Here is a 21,205-nt window from a genome sequence, read left to right as displayed (position 1 = left end):
CTCACACGAGGGAGTCGCGCCACGCCTTGTGCAGGGTCGCGAAGCGCCCCGTGCCGCCGATGAGCTGGGCCGGCGTGCCGTCTTCGACGATTCGGCCGTGCTCCATGACGAGCACGCGGTCGGCGATCGCGACGGTCGACAGGCGGTGCGCGATGACGATCGCCGTGCGGTCGGCGAGCAGGGTCGTGAGCCCCTCCTGCACGAGCCGCTCGCTCGGGATGTCGAGCGACGCCGTCGCCTCGTCGAGGATGAGCACCGCCGGGTCGGCGAGGAACGCGCGCGCGAACGACAGCAGCTGGCGCTGCCCCGCCGAGACGCGGCCTCCGCGCTTGTTCACGTCGGTGTCGTAGCCGTCGGGAAGCTCCTCGATGAACGCGTCCGCTCCGACGGCACGCGCGGCCGCACGGATCTCGTCGAGCGAGGCACCGGGCTTGCCGAGCGCGATGTTGTCGGCGACCGTGCCCGAGAACAGGTACGCCTCCTGCGTGACCATGACGATCGCGCGGCGCAGGTCCTTCGGATGCAGCTCCCGCAGGTCGACGCCGTCGAGGCGCACGGTGCCCGCGCTCGGGTCGTAGAAGCGGGCGACGAGCTTCGCGAGCGTCGACTTGCCGGCGCCCGTCGAGCCGACGAGCGCGACCGTCTGCCCCGCCGGGATGTGCAGCTCGAAGTCCGGCAGGATCACACGGTCCTCGCGGTACGCGAAGCGCACGTCGTCGAAGTCGAGCGCGCCCTTCGCCTCCCACAGGTCCACGGGCTTCGCCGGGTCGGGCACGCTCGGGTTCTCCTCGAGCACGCCCGAGATCTTCTCGAGCGCCGCCGCGGCCGACTGGTACGAGTTGTAGAACTGCGCCATCTCCTCCATCGGGTCGAAGAAGCGCCGCGTGTACATGAGCGCCGCGAGCAGCACACCCACCGCGAGTGACCCATCCGCGACCCGCAGCCCGCCGATGAGCAGCACCGCCGCGACCACGACGTTGCCGATGACGACGAGGCTCGGATCGAAGATTCCGAACACGCCGATCGCCTTCGCGTTGGCCGCGCGGTAGTTCTCGACGTGCTCGCCGAACTCGGCCTCGTTGCGCTTCTCGGCGCGGAACGCCTTGACCGCGCGGATGCCCGTCATCGTCTCGACGAACTTCACGATGAGACGCGCCGAGTGCACCCGCGTCGCCCGGAACGCCCGCTGCGACGTCACCTGGAACCAGCGCGTGAGCAGCACGAGGATCGGCAGCGAGCACGCGATCACGAGCGCCGACAGCGGGTCGAGGAACACGAGCGTGATCGCGATGAACACCATGTAGAGCACACCGCGGATGAGGCCCTGGATGCCGGAGTCGAGCAGCTCGCGGATCGAGTCGAGGTCGTTCGTCTGGCGCGCGATGATGCGCCCCGAGGTGTAGCTCTCGTGGAACTCCAGGCTCAGCAGCTGCGCGTGCCGGTAGATGCGCCCGCGCAGATCGAAGAGGAACGCCTGGCTGATGCGCGCCGCGAGCATCGTGTAGTGCCACATGAGCACGGCGCCCACGATCGCGGCCGCGAGGTACAGCAGCACGACGACGGCGAGCGGCATCGCGTCCTGGCGCTCGATGATCGCGGGGAGGCCCGCGTCGATGCCGAACGCGATGAGCGCGGGGCCTGCGGTCTGCAGGGCCGTGCTCACCGCGACGATGATCATCGCCGCGACGACGCGGCCGCGCAGGGGACGCAGGAGCGACCCGAGCAGGCGCGAGGAGCGCGCGCGCATGGCGCGGCTCTCCTCCTTCGTGTAGTCCTGGCGGTCCTCGCCCTCCACACCTTCGAGGCTCATACGATGACCTCCTGCTCTTCGTGCTCGGTATCGCGATCGTCGTCGAGCGACGAGATCACGTGGCGGTAGTGGGCGTTGCGCGCGAGCAGCTCCGAGTGGCTGCCGACATCCGTGATGCGGCCGTGCTCGAGCAGCGCGACGCGGTCGGCGAGCATGACGGTCGACGGGCGGTGCGCCACGACGAGCGCCGTGGTCTCGGCGAGCACGCGCCGCAGCCCCGCCTCGACGCGCGCCTCCGTGTCGACGTCGAGCGCCGACAGCGGGTCGTCGAGCACGAGCACCGACGGACGTGCCGCGACCGCTCGGGCGAGCGCGATGCGCTGCCGCTGGCCGCCCGAGAGGCTCAGCCCCTCCTCGCCGATCGTCGTGTCGGCGCCCATCGGCAGGCGCTCCACGAAGTCCGCCTGCGCGATGTCGAGCGCCTCGGCGAGCACGGCATCCGCCTCGGGCGAGTCGAGGTCGAGCTCGGGCCGGCCGAGCAGCACGTTCTCGCGCACCGACGCCGAGAAGAGCGTCGCCTCCTCGAACGCCATCGCGATGCGCGCGCGCAGCTCCTCGCGCGTGAGGTCGCGGATGTCGACGCCGTCGAGCAGCACGCGGCCGCCCGTCACGTCGTACAGGCGCGTCGCGAGCGCCGTGAGCGTCGTCTTGCCCGATCCCGTGAGGCCGACGAGCGCCATCGTCTCGCCCGGCTCGAGCTCGAGCACGATGTCGTCGAGCAGGTCGGGCACGGATGCCGGCGAGTCCTGGTAGCGGAAGTGCACGTTCTCGAACACGAGGCGCCCGCGAGGCTCGGCGATCGTCTGCGGCAGCTCGGGGTCGCGGATGGGGTTCGGCTCGTCGAGCACCTCGAAGATGCGCTCGACGGCCGTACGGGTCTCGAACGTCATCGACAGCAGCCATCCGATCGACTCGATGGGCCAGCGCAGCACCGCCGCGGCCGCGAAGAACGCGATGAGACCGCCGACCGACAGCTGCCCGCCCGCCGCGAGCACGACGCCGCCCAGCAGCGAGAGCGCGAACGCGACATCCGGGATGAGCAGCAGCCACAGCCACAGCCCGGCGATCGAGCGCGCCTTCTCGAGCTCCGTGCCGCGCAGCTCCTCCGCCTGGCGCAGGAAGTTGTCGAGGCTGTGTCGACCGCGGCCGAACGCCTTGAGCACGCGGATGCCGTGCACCGACTCCTCGACGGTCGTCGCGAGGTCGCCCTGCTGGTCCTGCGCGCGGCGTGAGACGAGCGAGTAACGGTGCTCGAAGCGGAACCCGACCACCCACATGGGCACCGACGCGAGGATGAACACGAGCGCGAGCTGCCACGACCAGGTGAACAGGATGCCGAAGCCCACGAGGATCACGACGACGTTGCCGACGAGCAGGATGACGCCGAACGCGAGCCAGCGGCGGATCGTGCCGAGGTCGCCCATGGAGCGCGACAGCAGCTGGCCCGACTGCCAGCGGTCGTGGAACGCGACCGGCAAGTCCTGCAGCTTCGCGTAGAGCGCGTTGCGCATGTTCGCCTCGATGTGCGTCGACGGCGTCAGCACGAGGAAGCGCCGCAGCATGATGAGCAGGCCCTCGGCCACGCCGAGCCCGAGCACGATCCCGGCGGCGGGCCAGACCTGCGCGGTGTCGCCCGAGGCGAGCGGGCCGTCGATGATCCACTGCAGCACGACGGGCACGCTGAGCGACACGAGCACGAGCGCGACGTAGACGAAGAGGCTGACGACCGTGCGCGCGAGGAACGGGCGCACGAAGGGGTAGATGCGCGCGAGCGTGCGGATGGTGCCGCGCTGGGGTGCGGCGCTGGGCGGCGTGGTGGTGTGGAGCTCAGACATGAAGGATCCCGAGGGGACGCGTGCGACGACGCACGGAGGGTGGAACGCGAGACGAGGTGAACGGATTCCGGATGTCGCGGATCCGTCGGAAGAGGCGGGCGGGCGGTGCCGCTAACGGCGTCGCGGGAAGAGGACGACGACGCCCGGCTTCGCGGCAGCGACAGCGCGCGTGATACCGGTGTTCGTCATGATTCCTCCTCGTTGTGCGAGCGTGCTCCGCCCGGAGGATGCCCGAGCAGCCCTACAGACTATGCCCGCCGGTCGAGCCACCGCAACAGCACATGCGCGCCGTCGCTGCGCAGATGCTGCGCAGCCCTAGACTCGGCGCGGAGCCCCGACGCTCCGCCACTCGAACCACCCGGAGCAGCATGAGCACCTCGACGTCCACCCGTCCCTCCAACGCCCTCGACCGCTTCTTCCGCATCAGCGAGCGCGGCTCCACGATCGGCACCGAGATCCGCGGCGGTCTCGTGACCTTCGTGACGATGGCCTACATCGTCATCCTCAACCCGCTCATCCTGAGCACGCCCGACGTCAACGGCGACACGCTCCCGCAGGCCGCCGTCGCCGCGAGCACGGCGCTCACGGCGGGCGTCATGACGATCCTGTTCGGCGTCATCACGCGCCTGCCGTTCGCCTTCGCGGCGGGCCTCGGCATCAACGCGTTCCTCGCGTTCACGGTCGTCGGCCAGGTGTCGTGGCCCGAGGCGATGGCGCTCGTCGTCATCAACGGCCTCATCATCGTGCTGCTCGCCGCGACCGGCCTGCGGAAGCTCATCTTCGATGCCGTGCCGGTGCAGCTGAAGCTCGCGATCACGGTCGGCATCGGCCTCTTCATCGCCTTCATCGGCTTCGTCAACTCGGGCTTCGTCACCGCGACAGGCGTCGGCTCGCCGCCCGTCGACCTCGGCGAGGGCGGCTCGATCGCCTCCCTCGCGACCCTCGTGTTCGTCGTGACGCTGCTGCTCGGGGGCATCCTCATCGCCCTCAAGGTGAAGGGCGCCATCCTGTTCGCCCTCATCGCGGGCACCCTGCTCGCGGCGGTGCTCAACCTCATCTGGCCCTTCGGCCTCGACTTCGGCTTCCAGGCCGGCATCGTGAGCCTCCCCGACCTGAGCCTCATCGGGGCGATCGACTTCGGCTTCGATCTCGGCAAGGTCGGCGTCGTCGCGCTCATCATGTTCGTGTTCACGCTCGTGTTCTCGAACTTCTTCGACGCCATGGGCACCATGACGGGTCTCGCGAAGGAGGCCGACCTCGCGGATGCGAAGGGCGACTTCCCGCGCATCAAGTCGGCGCTCATCGTCGAGGGCGTCGGCGCCGTCGTCGGCGGCGCGACCTCCTCCTCGTCGTCGACCGTGTTCATCGAGTCGGGCTCGGGCATCGGCGAGGGCGCCCGCACGGGCTTCGCGAACGTCGTCACGGGTGTGCTGTTCCTGCTCGCGATGTTCATCACGCCCATCACCTCGCTCGTGCCGGGCGCCGTCGCGGCGGCGGCCCTCGTGCTCGTCGGCGCGATGATGCTGTCGCAGATCCGCCACATCGACTTCGGCGACTTCCGCGTGCTGCTGCCGGTGTTCCTCACCGCGACGGTCATGCCGCTCACGTACTCGATCGCGAACGGCATCGGCGCGGGCTTCGTCGCCTGGGTCGTCGTCAACGCGTTCAGCGGCAAGGCGAAGACGATCCACCCGCTCCTGTGGGTGGTGGCCGCGGGCTTCGTGCTCTACTTCGCGCGCGGGCCGATCGAGTCGCTCTTCGCGTAGAGCGCGCCCAGCCGCGCACCCGCTGGTTGAGTAGGCCGCGCAGCGGCCGTGTCGAAACCAGCCCGCGAGTCACACGGGGCTGGTTTCGACACGCGCCTGCGGCGCTACTCAACCAGCGGTGAGGCGCGCATACCCGCTCCCGCTGGTGGAGTGCCGCACCATTCCCGCTGGTTGAGTGCCGCGCGCCGCGCCTCCGGCGCGACGCACGGCGTATCGAAACCGGACGGACGTCTGACGTCGGTGGGGTTTCGATACGCGCCGCTGCGCGGCGCTACTCAACCGGCGGTAAGCGTCAGTGGAAGAAGTGGCGCTCGCCCGTGAGGTACAGCGTGACGCCGTGCTCGCGGCACGCCGCGATGACGTCATCGTCGCGGATCGAGCCGCCCGGCTGCACGATGGCCTTCACGCCCGCCTCGAGCAGGATGCGGGGGCCGTCGTCGAAGGGGAAGAACGCGTCGGATGCGGCGACCGAGCCCGCGGCCCGCTCCCCCGCACGCTCGACGGCGAGCTTGCACGAGTCGACGCGGTTCACCTGGCCCATGCCCACGCCGACGGATGCGCCGCCCGAGGCGAGCAGGATCGCGTTCGACTTGACGGCCCGCACGGCCCGCCACGCGAACTCGAGGTCGGCGAGGGTGTCGGCATCGGCGGGCTCGCCCGCCGCGAGCTTCCACTGCGACGAGGACGCGAAGTGGTGGTCGGCCTGCTGCAGGAGGAGGCCGCCCGAGATCTGACGCAGCTCGGTGGGGGCGGGCGCGTAGTCCGCGGGCAGCTCGAGGAGGCGCAGGTTCTTCTTGCCCGCGAGCACCTCGAGGGCGCCCTCGTCGAAGCCCGGCGCGACGACGACCTCGGTGAAGATGGGGGCGATCGACTCGGCCGCCTCGCGCGTGAGCGGGCGGTTGGCGGCGATGACGCCGCCGTACGCCGACACGGGGTCGCACGCGTGCGCGAGGGCGTGCGCCTCGGCGATCGAGTCGGCCGTCGCGATGCCGCACGGGTTGGCGTGCTTGATGATGGCGACCGCGGGACCGTCGTGGTCGTAGGCGGCGCGCAGGGCGGCATCCGCGTCGACGTAGTTGTTGTACGACATCTCCTTGCCCTGCAGCTGCCGGGCCTGCGCGATGCCGCGGCCCTGCGGCGCGCGGTAGAGGGCGGCGCTCTGGTGCGAGTTCTCGCCGTAGCGCAGCACGTCGGCGCGCGACCAGGTGCCGCCCGTCCAGCCGGGGAAGCCGGATCCCTCGTCGTCGGGCGCGACGACGTTGCCGATCCAGCTCGCGACGGCGACGTCGTAGCTCGCGGTGTGGCGGAACGCCTCGCGCGCGAGCTCACGACGCTCGGCGAGCGTCGTGCCGCCGACCTCGAGCGCGTGCACGATGTCGCCGTAGCGCTCGGGCGACACGACGACGGCGACGTTGGCGTGGTTCTTCGCCGAGGCGCGCACCATGGCGGGTCCGCCGATGTCGATCTGCTCGACCACGGCATCCGGCGCGGCACCCGACGCGACCGTCTCGGCGAAGGGGTAGAGGTTGACGACGACGAGCTCGAACGGTGCGATGCCGAAGCTCGCGAGCTCCGCCTCGTGGCTCTCGAGGCGCAGGTCGGCGAGGAGGCCCGAGTGCACCTTGGGGTGGAGGGTGCGCACGCGGCCGTCGAGGTGCTCGGGGAAGCCCGTGAGGTCGCCGATCTGGGTGACGGGGATGCCGGCGTCGGCGATCGCCTTCGCGGTGCCGCCCGTGGAGACGATCTCGACGTCGGCGTCCGCGAGGGCGCGCGCGAGGTCGACGAGGCCCGTCTTGTCAGACACTGCGACGAGCGCCCGGCGGATCTGGACGCGGTCGCGCTCGCGGTAGAGGGAGGGGTCGATGGCGGGTCCGCTCATGGTGTCGCGTACTCCTTGAGGTCGATGGCGCCGTTGGCGATGTCGAGCACGGTCTGGATGAGCAGCTCGCGCTCGACGGGCTTGATGCGCTCGTGGAGGGTGGTCTCGGTGTCGCCCGGCTCGATCGGCACCCGGCGCTGGGCGAGGATCGGTCCGGTGTCGACGCCGTCGTCGACCACGATGACGCTCGCGCCGGTCTGGGCGACCCCGGCGGCGAGCGCGTCGCGCACCCCGTGCGCCCCCGGGAACTCGGGGAGGTACGCGGGGTGCGTGTTGATGATGGCGGGGCTGTACTCGGCGACCACCTGGTGCGGCAGGAGACGCATGAGCCCCGAGAGCACGACGAGGTCGGGCTCCCACTCGCGCAGCGCCGCGAGCAACTCGTCGCCCCACGCCTCGCGCGAGTCGAAGGAGGTGAACGGCACGACAAAGCCCGGGATGCCGAAGGCCTCCGCGTGGCCGAGCCCGTCGGCCTGACGATCGGCGCCGACGGCGACGACGCGTGCGGGGAACTCGGCGTCCTGCGCGGCTTCGAGCAGGGCGCGGAGGTTGGACCCGCCCCCGGAGATGAGGACGACGACCCGCAGCACGGGGCCAGCCTACTCGGGGTGGGAGCGGCGGAGGCGCGGCAGGGTCACCGAGCCCGCGGCGAGGCCGAGGGCGATCCCGATCGCGAACTCGACGCCGGATGCGATGCCCACCGCGAGCGCGTCGGGCCCGACCTCGGCGAAGCGGCCCGGGCCGAAGGAGCCCGCGGATGCCGCCGCGAGCAGCCCGAGCAGGAGCCCACCCGCGACGCCCCCGCCGATCGCGACGAGCGCCGACCACGCGAGCCGAGATCCGTCGCCGATCGCCCGCAGGAGCGCGGGCCGCACGGCCACGGCCGCGAGGAACGCGGCGACGATCGGCACCGCCAGGCCGACGAACCCGAAGGCCAGGTCGCCCCCGGGGAGCGCCCCGAGGATCGGCACGGCGGGCAGCGGGCCGACCGCCGTGCCGAGCGGCGACACGAGCGACCCCGTGCCGAGCGCGAACCCCGGCCCCGCGAACCACGACGCGGCCCACACGACGATGTTCGGCACGAACGCGAACTGCCCCGCGGTGACGACGATGCCGCCGAGCACCTCGGTGTGCAGCGACTCGTAGAGCCTGATGACCTGCGCGTAGCCGACGACGAGCACGATCGTCACGGCGATCGAGCTCACGACGAGCACGAGCATGACGGATGCCGCCCCCGCCTTGAGCGCTGCCGCGACGGCTCCGCGCGCGCGCGGGTCCCAGCGCGCGGTGATCGCCGCGATCCGGCCGTGCGCCGTGACGCCGCGGTCGGCATCCGCGCGGAGCACGCCGAGCACGAGCCCGACGCCGAACACGGTGGCGGGCAGGAGCGTGCCCTGCCAGAGCGAGGGGCGCGCATCCGGGTGCACGGCCGAGAGGGTGAGAAGCAGCGAGACGCCCGCGAAGACGACGAAGGCCGTGAGCTCGCCGAGCAGGCGGTGCCCCGTCTCGGCGACGCGCGCGCCGGCCCGCACGCCGAGGGCGAGGGTGAGCAGCGCGAAGCCGAGGGCGGCGATCGTGACGACGACGACCGTGCCCGCGGGCGCGCCGATCGTGAGCGCGGTCGTCTCGTCGAGCGCGAACCGCACGTCGACGCCGTGACCGATGAGCCACACGTCGACGGAGGCGCGCCAGAAGCCGGTCCAGTCGGGGGCGAAGCCGAATTGGATCGCCCACATGAGGGTCGCGGGAAGGAGGGGGATCGCGACGCCGATCGCGGCGACCAGGAGGGCCTCGAACGCCGAGAACAGCACGGTGAGGCGGCGGGTCACGTGCCGACCCTACGTCACCCCGGGCCGGTCGCCGGGGTGACGCGCAGCCGTCAGCGGGACGCGGCCTCCGCGAGCTCGCGGGCGGCGGCCGCGCGGGCCTCCTCGGCCGTTCCGGCGTCGAGCGCCGCGGCCGCCGCGCGTCGGCAGTCGTCGAGCGTGTACGCCCCGAGCCGGGCCGCGACGGCACCGAGCGCACGCGGTGTCATCGAGAGCGACGTCGCGCCGAGCCCGACGAGCACGGGGGCGAGCTCGGGGTCGCCGCCCGCCTCGCCGCACACCCCGACGGGCTTGCCCGCGTCGCGTCCCGCGGTGCCGACGGCGCCGATGAGTCGCAGCACGGCGGGCTGCCACGCGTCGCTCAGCTCGCCCAGGTCGGCGACCATGCGGTCGGCGGCCATCGTGTACTGCGTGAGGTCGTTCGTGCCGAGGCTCACGAAGTCGACGACCTCGAAGAGCTCGCGCGCCAGGAGAGCCGCCGAGGGCGTCTCGATCATGACGCCGACCGTCTCGAGCCCCGCGGCGCGGCAGCGCTCGGCGAAGAAGCGCGCCTCCTCGACGGTCGCGACCATGGGCGCCATGACCTGCACCTCGGCGTCGGATGCGGATGCGGCCCGGGCGAGCGCCGCGAGCTGGTCGTCGAGCAGCGCGGGGTTCCGGCGTGCGATTCGCAGACCCCGCACGCCGAGCGCGGGGTTCTCCTCGTCGTCGTCGTTCGCGAACGGGAGCGGCTTGTCGGCGCCCGCGTCGAGCGTGCGCACGACGACCTTGCGGCCCGCGAAGGGCGCGAGCACCCCGCGGTAGGCCTCCGCCTGCTCGTCGACGGTCGGCGCGGTGCGCCGGTCGAGGAAGCAGAACTCGGTGCGGAAGAGGCCGACGCCCCCGGCGTTCGCCGCGGCAGCGGCGCTCGCGTCGTCCGGGCCGCCGACGTTCGCGAGCAGGGGCACGGTGACCCCGTCGGCGGTCGCCCCGCGGCCGTCGAAGGCGAGCGCCTCGGCGCGTTCTGCGGCGTGCGCGACGGCCTCGGCATCCGGGTGCGCGTCGATCGTGCCCGCGTCGCCGTCGACGAGCACGACGGCGCCCTCGTCGAGGCCGAGCGCTCCCGCGACGCCGACGACGGCAGGCAGCCCGAGCGAGCGAGCGATGATCGCGGTGTGCGAGGTGGGCCCGCCGAGCTCGGTCACGAGCGCGACGCACGCGCTCTCGGCGAGCGTCACGGTGTCGGCGGGGGCGAGGTCGCGCGCGACGAGCACGAACGGCTCGTCGCGGTCGGGCACGCCCGGCAGCTCGACGCCCGCGAGCTCGGAGCGGATGCGGTCGCGCACGTCGCGCAGGTCGGCCGCGCGTTCCGCCATGCGCCCGCCGAGCGCGACGAGCGCCTGCTCGTAGCCCGCAGCGGCCTCCCAGATGGCGGCGTCGGCCGTGAGACCGCGGTCGCGCACCGACGACTCGGCCATCGACGCGAGCTCGGGGTCGAGCGCGATGAGCGCCGTCGCCTCGAGGATCGCGGATGCCTCTCCCGCGGCCCGCCCGGCCCGCTCGCGCAGCGCCTCGGCGACGCGCTCGGCGGCGGGGGCGATGCGGGCGGCCTCGGCCTCGCGCTGCTCCTCCGGGAGCGGCGGGGCGGGCCTGGGCTCGGCGAGCGGCGCCGCGAGGCGCGCGACGGGGGCCGCGGCACGGCCGCCGCTCACGCCGCGGCCGTGGAGGAGGCCGTCGGCGGGCGCGGCGGGCGCGGGGGTGGCGAATGCGGATGCCGCGGGCTCGACCGGCGCGGCAGGCGCACTCGGCTCTCCCGCGCACTCCCCGGCAGCCGGCGCGGCATCCGCCCCGTCGAGCTCCCCGAAGCCGTCGTCGACGAGCTGCGCGATGCGCGCGAGCACGCTCTCGGCGTCGGGCCCGGACACCGCGAACTCCACCTCCGCTCCCCCGGCGGCCCCGAGGGCCAGGAGGCCCGTCATGCTCGCAGCCGACACGGGCGAGCCGTCGGGCAGACGTCGCACGGTGACCCGCGCGTCGCCAGACCCCGCGATGCCCGCGAGCAGAGAGGCGGGCCGGGCGTGGAGCCCGAGCGGGTTGCGCAGCACGAACCGGCGCGTGAGGGCGTCGGCCTCGGGGGCCGCGGGAGTCTCGGTGGCGGCGGGAGCAGCATCCGCCTCGCCCTCCTCACCCAGGTGCGCCGTCTTCGCCCCGAGGGCGCCCGCCGCCTCCCGCGCGACCGCGTCGAGGGGCGCACCGGCGGAGGCCGCGACGGTCGCCGCGAGCAGGCCCTCGACGAACGGAGCCGCCGCGAGCCGCACGGGCACGTCGCTCGCGCGCAGCTCGAGGGCGAGCTCGGCGCTCATGACGGCCGAACCGAGATCCATGAGCACGAGCACGCCGTCGACGCCCTCGGCCGCGAGCTCGTCGATCGCGGAGGCGACGGCGGTCGCATCCGTTCCGAGCACGGCCGAGCCGTCGGGGTCGGTGCCGGCTCCCGCCGCGAGGCGCACGGGCGGGGCCGCGTCGCCGACCATCTGGCGGGCGAGCTGATCCGCCGCCTCCGCCAGCTTCGCGCTGTGCGAGACGATGACGATGCCGATCATGATCAGGTCCTGGAGACGGTTCCCGCGAGGGTCTCGAGCAGGATCGCGCTCGACGCGGCGCCGGGGTCGAGGTGGCCCGCGCTCCGCTCGCCGAGGTAGCTCGCGCGGCCCTTGCGTGCGACCAAGGGCTCGGTCGCGTCGCGCCCCGCGAGAGCGGCATCCGCTGCGGCGCGCGCGGCATCCGCGAGCGAGGACCCGGATGCGAGGGCCGCGTCGAGCGCATCGAGGCCCGGAGCGAGCGCGTCGAACATCGTCTTGTCGCCCGCCTCGGCCTTGCCGCGGGCGACGATGCCGTCGAGCCCGGCACGCAGCGCCGCCGCGAGCGCCGCACCGTCGAGAGACGGCACGGCACCCGCGGCCATGCCCATGCGCAGGAAGAAGGTGCCGTAGAGCGGACCGCTCGCCCCGCCGACCGAGCCGACGAGGGTCATCCCGACCGACTTGAAGAGCTCGTCGACGGTCTCCGGGTGCCCGGCGTCGAGCTTCGCGACGACGGCGTCCATGCCGCGCGCCATGTTGGCGCCGTGGTCGGCGTCGCCGATCGCCGAGTCGAGCTCCGTCAGCCACGACCGCTGCTCCGCGATCTCGGCGTCGAAGGCCCGCAGCCACTCGATGAGTCCGTCGATGGTCAGGGTGTCGCTCATACGGTCATCCTCCTCCTCTTCACCTCTCGGTCGTCACAGGCCCCAGCGGAGCCCCGGCGTGCTCACGGGCGCATCCCACAGCCCGAGCAGCTCGTCGTCGGCGCGCAGCAGCGTGACCGAGCAGCCGGCCATGTCGAGCGAGGTGATGTAGTTGCCGACGAGGCTGCGAGCCACCTGCACGCCCTTCGCCTCGAGGATGCGCGCGACCTCGCCGTACATGAGGTACAGCTCGATGAGCGGCGAGCCGCCCATGCCGTTGAGCATGACGATCGCGGGCGCGCCCGTGAAGTCGAGGTCGGCGAGGATCGGCTCGACGAGCTGCTCCGCGATCTCGGATGCGGGGGCGAGCGGCACGCGGTGGCGTCCCGGCTCACCGTGGATGCCGATGCCGATCTCCATCTGGTCGTCGGGCAGGTCGAAGGTCGGCTTGCCCGCGGCGGGCACGGTGCAGCTCGTGAGGGCCATGCCCATCGAGCGCCCGCCCGCGTCGACCTTCTCGGCGACCGCCTTGACGGCCGCGAGGTCGCGGCCCTCCTCGGCGGCGGCGCCCACGATCTTCTCGAGCAGCACGGTCACCCCGACCCCGCGGCGACCCGCGGTCCACGTGGAGTCCTGCACGGCCACGTCGTCATCCGTCACGACCGTCGCGACCTCGACGCCGTCGGCGGCGGCGAGCTCGGCGGCCATCTCGAAGTTCATGACGTCGCCCGTGTAGTTCTTCACGATGTGCAGCACGCCCGCGCCGCGGTTCACCTCGAGGGTCGCCGCCTGCATCTGGTCGGGCGTCGGCGAGGTGAACACCTCGCCCGCGCACGCCGCATCGAGCATCCCGAGGCCCACGAAACCTCCGTGCAGCGGCTCGTGGCCCGATCCGCCGCCCGAGATGAGCGCGACCTTGCCGTCGGCCTTCGGGGTGCCGCGGTAGATGACGCGGGTGTCGACGTCGACCCGGAGCTCCGGATGCGCCGCCTGCACTCCGCGCAGCGACTCGATGAGCACGTCCTCCGGTGCGTTGATGAGCTTCTTCACGCGACGACCTCCTCAGGCGTGTCGTTCTCGGTCGCCCGCCGGTCGACGGGCGTGTGGGCGATGAGCCCGAATGCGAGGGCGGCGAGCGCGCCGGCGAGGAGCTCGGCGACGACGTAGACCCACCACTGCTCCCACGCGACCTCTCCGCCCATGAGCGCCTGCACGATCATCGGGCCGGTCGTGCGCGCGGGGTTGATCGACGCGCCCGTCGTCGGCGCGACCGGGATGATCGCGGCGAACACGACGAAGCCGATCACGAGCCCCGCCCATCCGAGCGACGCCCGGCGGTAGATGACGCCGAACACTCCGAACACGAGCAGGAAGGTGCCCATGAACTCGGCGAAGAACGCCTGCGGGATGGGCGTCTCGGCGCTGTAGGCGGCGACGCCGAGGCCGGCGTCCACGGCCGCCTGGCCGAGCACCCCGACGATGGCGAACGAGCCGGCGATGGCGCCCAGCACCTGGGCGACGACGTACGCGGGCACGAGCTTCCACGGGAACTTGCGCGTCACCGCGAGCCCCAGGGTCACCGCGGGGTTGATGTGGTTGCCCGAGATGTAGCCGAAGACGTAGACCGTGACGACGACGATCGTGCCGAACGCGAGCGAGATGATGCCGAGCTCGGCGCCCGTGAACGGCTCGCCGTCACGCGCGATCGCGAGGGCGGGCACGGAGCCGACGCCGACGAACACGAGGAACGCCGTGCCGAGGAACTCGGCAGCGAGTTTCTGCCAGAGGCGGTTCTCATCCATATGCACTCCTTTGGACATGGTGGGGACGAGGTCGATGTCGCGTCAGATTTCTGGAACGACTTTCGACAATGTCGAATATTGTCCTGAGTGAGCACGGTGTCAAGAGTGAATCGACGAACGTCGTGCGGCCCCATAATGGAACGACTCCGAGGAGGGAGACCCGTGATCCAGGCGATCGACCGCGCGGCCAAGGTGCTGCAATCGCTGCAAGGCGCGCGCCACCTCGGCATCTCCGAGCTCGCCGCGGCCCTCGACCTCCCGCCCTCGACCGTCCACGGGATCGTCAAGTCGCTGCAGGAGCACGGCCTCGTCGCGAAGGAGCGCAACGGCCAGCGCTACATGCTCGGCCCCGCGCTCGTGAAGCTCAGCAACGTCTACCTCGACACCCTCGACGTGCGTGCCCGCGCCATGCGCTGGACGCGCGAGCTCTCCCGCCGCACCGGCCTCGCCGTGCGCCTCGGCGTCGAGCTCTTCGACGAGGTGCTCGTCATCCACCACAACCGCCGCCCCGACGGCAGCCAGCAGATGCTCGAGACGGGTATGACCATCCCGGCCCACGCATCCGCCATGGGCAAGGTGCTGCTCGCCTTCGACGACGAGTACCAGTCGGTCGTGCTCTCGCGGCAGCTGCAGAGCCTCACGGGCGACACCGTCACCGACCCCGCGCAGCTCACGCTCGCCTTCGCGGGCATCGTCGAGCGGGGCTTCGCGACCGAGGAGGACGAGGCCGTGCTCGGCGAGTCGTCCGTCGCGGCGCCCGTCGGCGACGCATCCGGCGAGCTCGTCGCGGCGGTCGCCGTCGTGCTGCCCTCGACCGAGTGGCCGCCCGCCGACGGGGTGCTCAACGACCTGCGCGAGACCGCCCGCAACATCTCGCGCGAGCTCGGCGCGACGAGCTGGCCGCCGCGCGTCGCCCCGCGCGAGGGCGCCTGAGCCTCAGCACATCGGGTCGGCCGACGGTACCTTCCCCGAGATGAGGTACGCGTCGACCGTGTCGTCGACGCACGCGACGCCCTGCGCGTAGATCGTGTGGCCCTCGCCCTCGTAGGTCACGAGGAAGCCGCTCGAGAGCAGCTTCGCGAGGTGCTGGGCGTTCGCGTACGGGGTCGCGGGGTCGTTCGTCGTGCCGATGACCATGATGGGCGGTGCGCCCTCGGCCGAGAACTCCGTCGGCAGCTCGGCAACCTCGGCGGGCCAGTTCGAGCACACGGCCTTGAGCACGGCGTAGTCGTCGTACGCGGCGTAGCGACCGAGGATCGGCGCGGCCTCGTCGATGCGGTCGAGGCCCGCGAAGACGTCGACGCCGTCGGAGGCGAGGTCGCCCTCGTCGCACGTGACGGCCGTGTAGATGTCGCCCCCGTTGTCGGAGTACGTGCCGTCGAACTCGCGGCCGTTGTACGAGTCCGCGAGCAGGAACGCCGTGTCGGCGTCGCCCTGGCGCAGCGTCGTGAAGAGCTGCGAGAGGTAGGGCCAGTTGCCCTCCGAGTAGAGCGTGAAGATGATGCCCGTCGCGACCGTCGCCGAGTCGAGCACGCGCCCGTCGGAGGAGCGGAAGCCGCGGCCGTCGACCGTCTCGAGCATCTGGCGGATCGACCGGAGCGCCGCATCCGCGTCGCCCCGGAACGGGCAGTCGGACTGCGGCAGGCACCACTCCATGTAGGCGCGCAGGGCCGAGTCGAAGCCCGCCATCTGGATCGCGAGCGCCTCGAGGTCGCCGACCGTCGGGTCGACGGCGCCATCGAGCACCATGCGGCCGACCTTCTCGGGGAACAGCTGCGCGTAGATCGTGCCGAGGTAGGTGCCGTACGAGTAGCCCAGGTAGTGCAGCTGCTCGTCGCCGAGCAGTGCCCGGATGACGTCCATGTCGCGAGCGACGGATGCGGCGTCGAGGTGGCCGAGCAGCCCGTCGGCGTGCTCCTCGCACGCCGCCGCCCAGGTCTTCGCGCGCTCGGTGAGCTCGGCGTACCAGGCCTCCGAGCCGTAGGCGGCGTCGTAGGTGCCGTAGAGCCACTCGTCCTGGTCGGCCGCGTCGGTGTAGCACTCGACCGCAGCCGACTGGTTGACACCGCGCGGGTCGAAGCCGATGACGTCGTACGTCCCGAGCACCTCGGAGCTCACGACGTAGGCCGCCGAGTCGCGCACGAAGTCGAAGCCCGATCCGCCGGGGCCGCCGGGGTTGATGAGCAGCGAGCCGAGCGGCGTGCCCGACGCCTTGTGGCGCGCGATCGCGACGGTCGTCGTGTCGCCGTCTGGCTCGCTCCAGTCGATCGGCACCGTGACGTCGGTGCAGTCGATGCCGCCGCCGCAGTTCGACCAGTCGAGCTCCTGCGTGTAGTAGCGCTCGAGCTCGGCCGGCACATCCTCGCCCGTGGGGCCGGGGCGGTCGCCACCGCCGCCGCCACCGCCCGGGAAGAGGGGCAGGATGCCGCAGCCGGAGAGGGAGAGGGCGGCCGCGAGCACGACCGCGAGGGCGCCGAGACGGCGAGGAAGCGTCATGGCGTCAGCCTACGGTCTGCGTCAGTCGACGGGCCGACGCTGGCCGCGGGCGTCGTCGGCGTGCAGGGGGGTCGTGAGCCAGCGGACGCTCGCCGTGCCGCCCTCCGCGCACGTGACCCGCAGCGTGTGCGGGGTGTCGAGGAAGAGCACGTCGGCGACGAACGCGTCGGCTGTCCAGCCGCCCGCGACCGCGATCGGCTGTCCGTCGGGCTCCGAGGCCGCCCACTCGCCGACGCCCACGGGGAGCGCGAGCTCGCCCGCCGCGTCGACGAGGCCGAGCATCCAGCCGTCGCCGTCCGGGCGCACGTTCACGGCCGTGATGAGCGCATCGGCGCCGGGCGTCGCGAACTCGCCGCCCGTCCAGCCCTCGGGGGCGACGGATGCGGTCTCGGGCGGGAGCGGCATCCGGCGCGAGGCGAGGCGCTCGGCGACCGCGGCATCCGCATCCGCCTCTCCCGGGCGGTCGAACGCGGGCAGCAGATGCAGCCACACGCGGTCGAGCACGCGCTGCATCTGCACGGTCTCGGCCGTGATCGCGAGCACGGCGTCCTGCTCGGGCAGCACGACGCAGAACTGGCCGAAGGCGCCGTCGCCGCGGTAGCCGTGGCGGTTCATCCAGAACTGCAGGCCGTAGCCCTGCGACCAGTCGGCACCCCAGTCGCCCGGGTTCTGCACCTGCACCCGTGTGGCCTCCTGCACCCAGTGCGGGTCGAGCAGCTGGCGGTCGTTCCAGCGGCCGCCCTGCAGGTAGAGCTGCGCGAGGCGGGCCACGGCATCCGTCGTCGCGTGCAGGCCGCTGAAGCCGAGGTTGCGGCCGGGCGGCGCCTCGATCCAGAAGACGTCGCCGATGCCGAGCGGGTCGAGCAGGCGCGGGCGCAGGTACTCGACGAGGCTCTCACCCGTGGCGCGCTGGATGATCGCCGCGAGGGTGTAGGTGCACGGCTGGTTGTAGGCGAAGATCGTGCCCGGCTCGGCGTCGAGGGGCGTGCGCAGAAAGCCGAGCACCATGTCGCCGCGGCCCGCCTCGAGCGCGCGGTCGATCGTCTCGGTCGCGTGGCCGCTCGCCATCGACGCGATGTGGCGCACCGTCATGCGGCGCATGCGCTCGTCGGTGATCTCGGCGTCGTACTCGGGGAAGTACTCGATGACGGGTCGGTCGAGCTCGAGCAGGCCCTCGGCGCGCGCGAACCCGGCGGCGGTCGACGTGAAGCTCTTGCTGAGCGAGTACAGCAGCTGCACGCGGTCGGGGCCGTACGGCGCCCACCAGCCCTCGGCCACGACCGCGCCGTGGCGCATGAGGATGAGGCCGTGCAGGCGGATGTCGGGGTCGCCCTCGAGGGCGTCGAGCAGTGCGGAGATCCCGGTGGCGTCGATCCCCTCGGCGGACGGCGTCGAGTGGGGGAGGTCAGCGGTGCCCATCCCCCGACTCTATTGGCGCTCCCCGTCTCCGTCAGTCCTTGGCGCGGCTGGAGCCACGACATCGCGGCGGGGGTTGTTTCTCCCGCCGCCGGGTCACGGCTCCAGCCGCGCGACGAAACCCGGAGATGACGACGCGCCCCGCCCGGCGGACCGGACGGGGCGCGTACGTGGAACGGATGCGGCTCAGGCGCCCGCGAGCACCTCGCGCAGCAGCGCGGCGGTCTCCGACGGGGTCTTGCCGACCTTGACGCCGGCGGCCTCGAGGGCCTCCTTCTTCGCCTGCGCGGTGCCGGCCGAGCCGGACACGATCGCGCCCGCGTGGCCCATCGTCTTGCCCTCGGGGGCCGTGAAGCCCGCGACGTAGCCGACGACCGGCTTCGTGACGTTCGCCTTGATGAACTCGGCCGCGCGCTCCTCGGCGTCGCCGCCGATCTCGCCGATCATGACGATCGCACGCGTCTCGGGGTCCGCCTCGAACGCGGCGAGCGCGTCGATGTGCGTCGTGCCGATGATCGGGTCGCCGCCGATGCCGATGGCGGTCGAGAAGCCGAGGTCACGCAGCTCGTACATCATCTGGTAGGTCAGGGTCCCGGACTTCGACACGAGGCCGATCGGTCCCTTGCCCGTGATGTTCGCGGGGGTGATGCCCACGAGCGCCTCGCCGGGCGTGATGATGCCGGGGCAGTTCGGCCCGATGATGCGGGTCTTCTCGCCCTTCGACTTCGCGTAGGCCCAGGCCTCGGCGGTGTCCTGCACGGGCACGCCCTCGGTGATGACGACGAGGAGGGGGATCTCGGCGTCGATGGCCTCGATCATCGCGTCCTTCGTGAAGGCCGGCGGCACGAACGCGATCGAGACGTCCGCGCCCGTCTTCTCGATGGCCTCCGCGACGGTGCCGAAGACGGGGAGCTCGACGGCGTTGCCGTCCTTGTCCGTGTGCGAGACGGTCGTGCCGGCCTTGCGCGCGTTGACGCCGCCGACGACCTGGGTGCCCGCCTTGAGCATGAGGGCGGTGTGCTTGGTGCCCTCGCCGCCGGTGATGCCCTGGACGATGACCTTGGAGTCCTTGTTGAGGAAGATCGACATGTTCCTGGTTCCTTACTTCGCGGCCAGCTCGGCGGCCTTGTCGGCGCCCTCGTCCATGCCGGTGGCGATCGTCACGAGCGGGTGGTTCGCGGCGGCGAGGATGGCGCGGCCCTCCTCGACCTGGTTGCCGTCGAGGCGCACGACGAGCGGCTTGGTGGCCGAGTCGCCGAGGATCTCGAGGGCCTTCACGATGCCGTTCGCGACCGCGACGCACGAGGTGATGCCGCCGAAGACGTTCACGAACACCGACTTGACCTGCGGGTCGCCGAGGATGACGTCGAGGCCCGCGGCCATGACCTCGGCCGAGGCGCCGCCTCCGATGTCGAGGAAGTTGGCGGGCTTCACGCCGCCGTGGTTCTCGCCGGCGTAGGCGACGACGTCGAGCGTCGACATGACGAGGCCCGCGCCGTTGCCGATGATGCCGACCTCGCCGTCGAGCTTGACGTAGTTGAGGCCCGCGGCCTTCGCCTTCGCCTCGAGCGGGTCGGCGGCGTCCTTGTCCTCGAGCGCCTCGTGCTCGTGGTGGCGCACCTCGCTGGCGTTGTCGTCGAGCGAGACCTTGCCGTCGAGCGCGACGATGTCGCCCGAGCCGGTGAGCACGAGAGGGTTCACCTCGACGAGCGTGGCGTCCTCCGAGGTGTAGACCTCGTAGAGCTTCACGAACACGGGGGCGACCTTGTCGACGAGCTCGGCGGGGAACTTCGCGGCGACCGCGATCTCCTTCGCCTTCTCGAGCGTGATGCCGGTCAGCGGGTCGACCTCGACGCGCGCGAGCGCATCCGGGCGCTCCTCGGCGAGCTGCTCGATCTCCATGCCGCCCTCGTACGAGGCGAGGCTCAGGTACGAGCGGTTGGCCCGGTCGAGCAGCACGGAGAAGTAGTACTCCTGCTTGATGTCGGCGCCGGCGGCGACCATGAGCCGCTTGACGACGTGGCCCTTGATGTCGAGGCCGAGGATCGCCTCGGCGGCGGCCTCCGCATCCTCGGGGGTCTTGGCGACCTTGACGCCGCCGGCCTTGCCGCGGCCTCCGGTCTTCACCTGAGCCTTGACGACGGTCACGCCGCCGAGCTTCTCGGCCGCGGCACGTGCCTCGGCGGGGGTGTCGGCGACGATGCCGGCGAGCACGGGGACCCCGTACTTTTCGAACATGTCGCGGGCCTGGTACTCGTAGAGATCCACGCTGCGCTTCTTCCAGTGTGTCGGGGAGAGGAGTGAGCGGCCGAACTGTCTCGACGCCGAGATAGTTCGATGTCGAGATAAATGGGCCGAGTGCCACTCTACCTTCTGAATCCGTGAGGATTGACCGGGTGACGACCGCCGACGACTACCTCGCCGAGGGCGCGCTCGTGCTCGGAGGCGGCGCGGCGCTGCTGCTGCAGCTCGCGCATCCGGCCGTCGGGCACGCCGTCGCGCGCTACTCGGGCTTCCGGCGCGACCCCATGCGGCGCCTGCGCCACACCCTCGGCTACGTCTACGCGATCGGGCTCGGCACGCCCGAGGTCGCCGAGCGCGCGGCGGCCCAGGTCGACCGGGCGCACGCCGGCATCCCGGGGACGACGGATGCCGAGCCGCAGCTGTGGGTGGCCGCGACGCTCTACGAGGTGGGGATGCGGGTGCACGACGCGCTGTTCGCGCCGCTGCCCGAGGCGGTCGCCGACGAGGTGTACGCGACCTCGGGCCGCTTCGGCACGAGCCTGCAGGTGCCGGCGGCGCTGTGGCCTGCGACGCGCGCCGAGTTCGCCGCCTACTGGGAGCGGATGCTGCCCTCCCTCGAGGTGGGCGCCGACGCCCGCGAGGTGGCGGCCGCGATCCTGCGCCCCGCGCGCGGCACGGTGCCGTGGTGGGTGCGCGCGGCGCTCCCCCTCGGGCGGCTCGCGACGGCGGCGCTGCTGCCCGACCGCATCCGCGACGCGTACGGCTTCCCGCGACGGCTCCGCCGCGAGCGCGCGGCCCTCGCCCTCGTCCGCGTGCTCGCCCGCGTGACGCCCCGCCGCATCCGTCGGCTGCCGTCGCGCCTGCTGCTCGCCGACAGCCCCTGACCGGTCGGTAACTCGCCTCAAGCCCCCCGGATGAGGCCAGAA

At 72.3% G+C, this 21,205-nt stretch carries 16 protein-coding genes; 3 read left to right on the top strand and 13 right to left on the bottom strand.

Annotation, left to right across the window (positions count from 1 at the left end):
• Position 1: 1 nt before the first annotated feature.
• Both H4J02_RS02270 and H4J02_RS02265 read right to left on the bottom strand, forming a co-directional pair.
• Positions 2-1,810 (bottom strand): ABC transporter ATP-binding protein, encoded by a 1,809-nt coding sequence (locus H4J02_RS02270; protein ID WP_187675514.1) that lies wholly within the window; start codon positions 1,808-1,810, stop codon positions 2-4.
• Complete coding sequence (locus H4J02_RS02265) at positions 1,807-3,645, bottom strand: ABC transporter ATP-binding protein (protein ID WP_187675513.1); 1,839 nt, start codon at positions 3,643-3,645, stop codon at positions 1,807-1,809. Before H4J02_RS02265 ends, H4J02_RS02270 begins: the two co-directional genes overlap by 4 nt.
• 368 nt (positions 3,646-4,013) lie before the next feature.
• Between H4J02_RS02265 and H4J02_RS02260 the strand changes: the two genes are divergently transcribed.
• Positions 4,014-5,411 carry an NCS2 family permease gene (locus tag H4J02_RS02260; protein WP_187675512.1) on the top strand — a complete coding sequence of 466 codons (1,398 nt, stop codon included), beginning with the start codon at positions 4,014-4,016 and terminating at the stop codon, positions 5,409-5,411.
• A gap of 292 nt (positions 5,412-5,703) precedes the next feature.
• On the opposite strand, the gene purH is transcribed toward H4J02_RS02260, so the two are convergent.
• The 7 genes from purH to H4J02_RS02225 are packed head-to-tail and all read right to left on the bottom strand — an operon-like array spanning position 5,704 to position 14,123.
• Positions 5,704-7,290, bottom strand: coding sequence for a bifunctional phosphoribosylaminoimidazolecarboxamide formyltransferase/IMP cyclohydrolase (purH, locus tag H4J02_RS02255; protein WP_187675511.1), 1,587 nt, complete (start codon positions 7,288-7,290; stop codon positions 5,704-5,706).
• On the bottom strand, positions 7,287-7,880 hold the full coding sequence (purN, locus tag H4J02_RS02250; RefSeq protein ID WP_187675510.1) for a phosphoribosylglycinamide formyltransferase: 594 nt from the start codon (positions 7,878-7,880) through the stop codon (positions 7,287-7,289). Before purN ends, purH begins: the two co-directional genes overlap by 4 nt.
• Positions 7,881-7,889: 9 nt before the next feature.
• Positions 7,890-9,119 carry a DUF6350 family protein gene (locus H4J02_RS02245; protein ID WP_187675509.1) on the bottom strand — a complete coding sequence of 410 codons (1,230 nt, stop codon included), beginning with the start codon at positions 9,117-9,119 and terminating at the stop codon, positions 7,890-7,892.
• Positions 9,120-9,169: 50 nt separating this feature from the next.
• The gene (gene ptsP, locus H4J02_RS02240) at positions 9,170-11,698 is read right to left on the bottom strand and encodes a phosphoenolpyruvate--protein phosphotransferase (protein ID WP_187675508.1); all 2,529 of its coding nucleotides are present in this window, start codon (positions 11,696-11,698) and stop codon (positions 9,170-9,172) included.
• Positions 11,699-11,700: 2 nt separating this feature from the next.
• Positions 11,701-12,342, bottom strand: a complete 642-nt coding sequence (dhaL, locus tag H4J02_RS02235; protein ID WP_187675507.1) for a dihydroxyacetone kinase subunit DhaL — start codon at positions 12,340-12,342, stop codon at positions 11,701-11,703.
• 33 nt (positions 12,343-12,375) lie between these two features.
• Positions 12,376-13,371 (bottom strand): dihydroxyacetone kinase subunit DhaK, encoded by a 996-nt coding sequence (gene dhaK / locus H4J02_RS02230; RefSeq protein WP_187675506.1) that lies wholly within the window; start codon positions 13,369-13,371, stop codon positions 12,376-12,378.
• Positions 13,368-14,123 (bottom strand): MIP/aquaporin family protein, encoded by a 756-nt coding sequence (locus H4J02_RS02225; protein WP_187675505.1) that lies wholly within the window; start codon positions 14,121-14,123, stop codon positions 13,368-13,370. Before H4J02_RS02225 ends, dhaK begins: the two co-directional genes overlap by 4 nt.
• Before the next feature lie 162 nt (positions 14,124-14,285).
• Between H4J02_RS02225 and H4J02_RS02220 the strand changes: the two genes are divergently transcribed.
• Positions 14,286-15,056, top strand: coding sequence for an IclR family transcriptional regulator (locus H4J02_RS02220; protein ID WP_187675504.1), 771 nt, complete (start codon positions 14,286-14,288; stop codon positions 15,054-15,056).
• A gap of 3 nt (positions 15,057-15,059) precedes the next feature.
• Here the strand turns inward: H4J02_RS02220 and H4J02_RS02215 are convergent, their stop codons facing one another.
• The 4 genes from H4J02_RS02215 to sucC all read right to left on the bottom strand — a co-directional run bounded on the left by H4J02_RS02215 (position 15,060) and on the right by sucC (position 20,303).
• A complete protein-coding gene (locus tag H4J02_RS02215; RefSeq protein WP_187675503.1) occupies positions 15,060-16,619 on the bottom strand; it encodes an alpha/beta hydrolase in 1,560 nt (519 codons plus the stop codon).
• Between the two features lie 21 nt (positions 16,620-16,640).
• The gene (locus tag H4J02_RS02210) at positions 16,641-18,038 is read right to left on the bottom strand and encodes a serine hydrolase (protein ID WP_187675502.1); all 1,398 of its coding nucleotides are present in this window, start codon (positions 18,036-18,038) and stop codon (positions 16,641-16,643) included.
• Positions 18,039-18,221: 183 nt separating this feature from the next.
• Entirely contained in the window at positions 18,222-19,124 is a 903-nt protein-coding gene (sucD, locus tag H4J02_RS02205; protein ID WP_187675501.1) for a succinate--CoA ligase subunit alpha, read from the bottom strand.
• A 12-nt stretch (positions 19,125-19,136) separates the two neighbouring features.
• Positions 19,137-20,303: an ADP-forming succinate--CoA ligase subunit beta gene (gene sucC / locus H4J02_RS02200; protein ID WP_187675500.1), complete on the bottom strand. Its 1,167-nt coding sequence runs from the start codon at positions 20,301-20,303 to the stop codon at positions 19,137-19,139.
• A 128-nt stretch (positions 20,304-20,431) separates the two neighbouring features.
• Between sucC and H4J02_RS02195 the strand changes: the two genes are divergently transcribed.
• Positions 20,432-21,163 carry an oxygenase MpaB family protein gene (locus H4J02_RS02195; RefSeq protein WP_187675499.1) on the top strand — a complete coding sequence of 244 codons (732 nt, stop codon included), beginning with the start codon at positions 20,432-20,434 and terminating at the stop codon, positions 21,161-21,163.
• The last annotated feature ends 42 nt before the right edge of the window (positions 21,164-21,205 follow it).

It is taken from the genome of Protaetiibacter sp. SSC-01, assembly GCF_014483895.1.
Lineage (GTDB): Bacteria > Actinomycetota > Actinomycetes > Actinomycetales > Microbacteriaceae > Homoserinibacter.
This window is presented reverse-complemented; position numbering and strand designations above follow the sequence as displayed.

Coding starts and splice junctions, on each gene's coding strand:
- purH (WP_187675511.1), bottom strand. CDS start 7,290: ATGAGCGGACCCGCCATCGACCCCTCCCTCTACCGCGAGCGCGACCGC.
- H4J02_RS02225 (WP_187675505.1), bottom strand. CDS start 14,123: ATGGATGAGAACCGCCTCTGGCAGAAACTCGCTGCCGAGTTCCTCGGC.
- H4J02_RS02265 (WP_187675513.1), bottom strand. CDS start 3,645: ATGTCTGAGCTCCACACCACCACGCCGCCCAGCGCCGCACCCCAGCGC.
- ptsP (WP_187675508.1), bottom strand. CDS start 11,698: ATGATCGGCATCGTCATCGTCTCGCACAGCGCGAAGCTGGCGGAGGCG.
- dhaL (WP_187675507.1), bottom strand. CDS start 12,342: ATGAGCGACACCCTGACCATCGACGGACTCATCGAGTGGCTGCGGGCC.
- H4J02_RS02260 (WP_187675512.1), top strand. CDS start 4,014: ATGAGCACCTCGACGTCCACCCGTCCCTCCAACGCCCTCGACCGCTTC.
- H4J02_RS02270 (WP_187675514.1), bottom strand. CDS start 1,810: ATGAGCCTCGAAGGTGTGGAGGGCGAGGACCGCCAGGACTACACGAAG.
- H4J02_RS02215 (WP_187675503.1), bottom strand. CDS start 16,619: ATGACGCTTCCTCGCCGTCTCGGCGCCCTCGCGGTCGTGCTCGCGGCC.
- H4J02_RS02210 (WP_187675502.1), bottom strand. CDS start 18,038: ATGGGCACCGCTGACCTCCCCCACTCGACGCCGTCCGCCGAGGGGATC.
- sucD (WP_187675501.1), bottom strand. CDS start 19,124: ATGTCGATCTTCCTCAACAAGGACTCCAAGGTCATCGTCCAGGGCATC.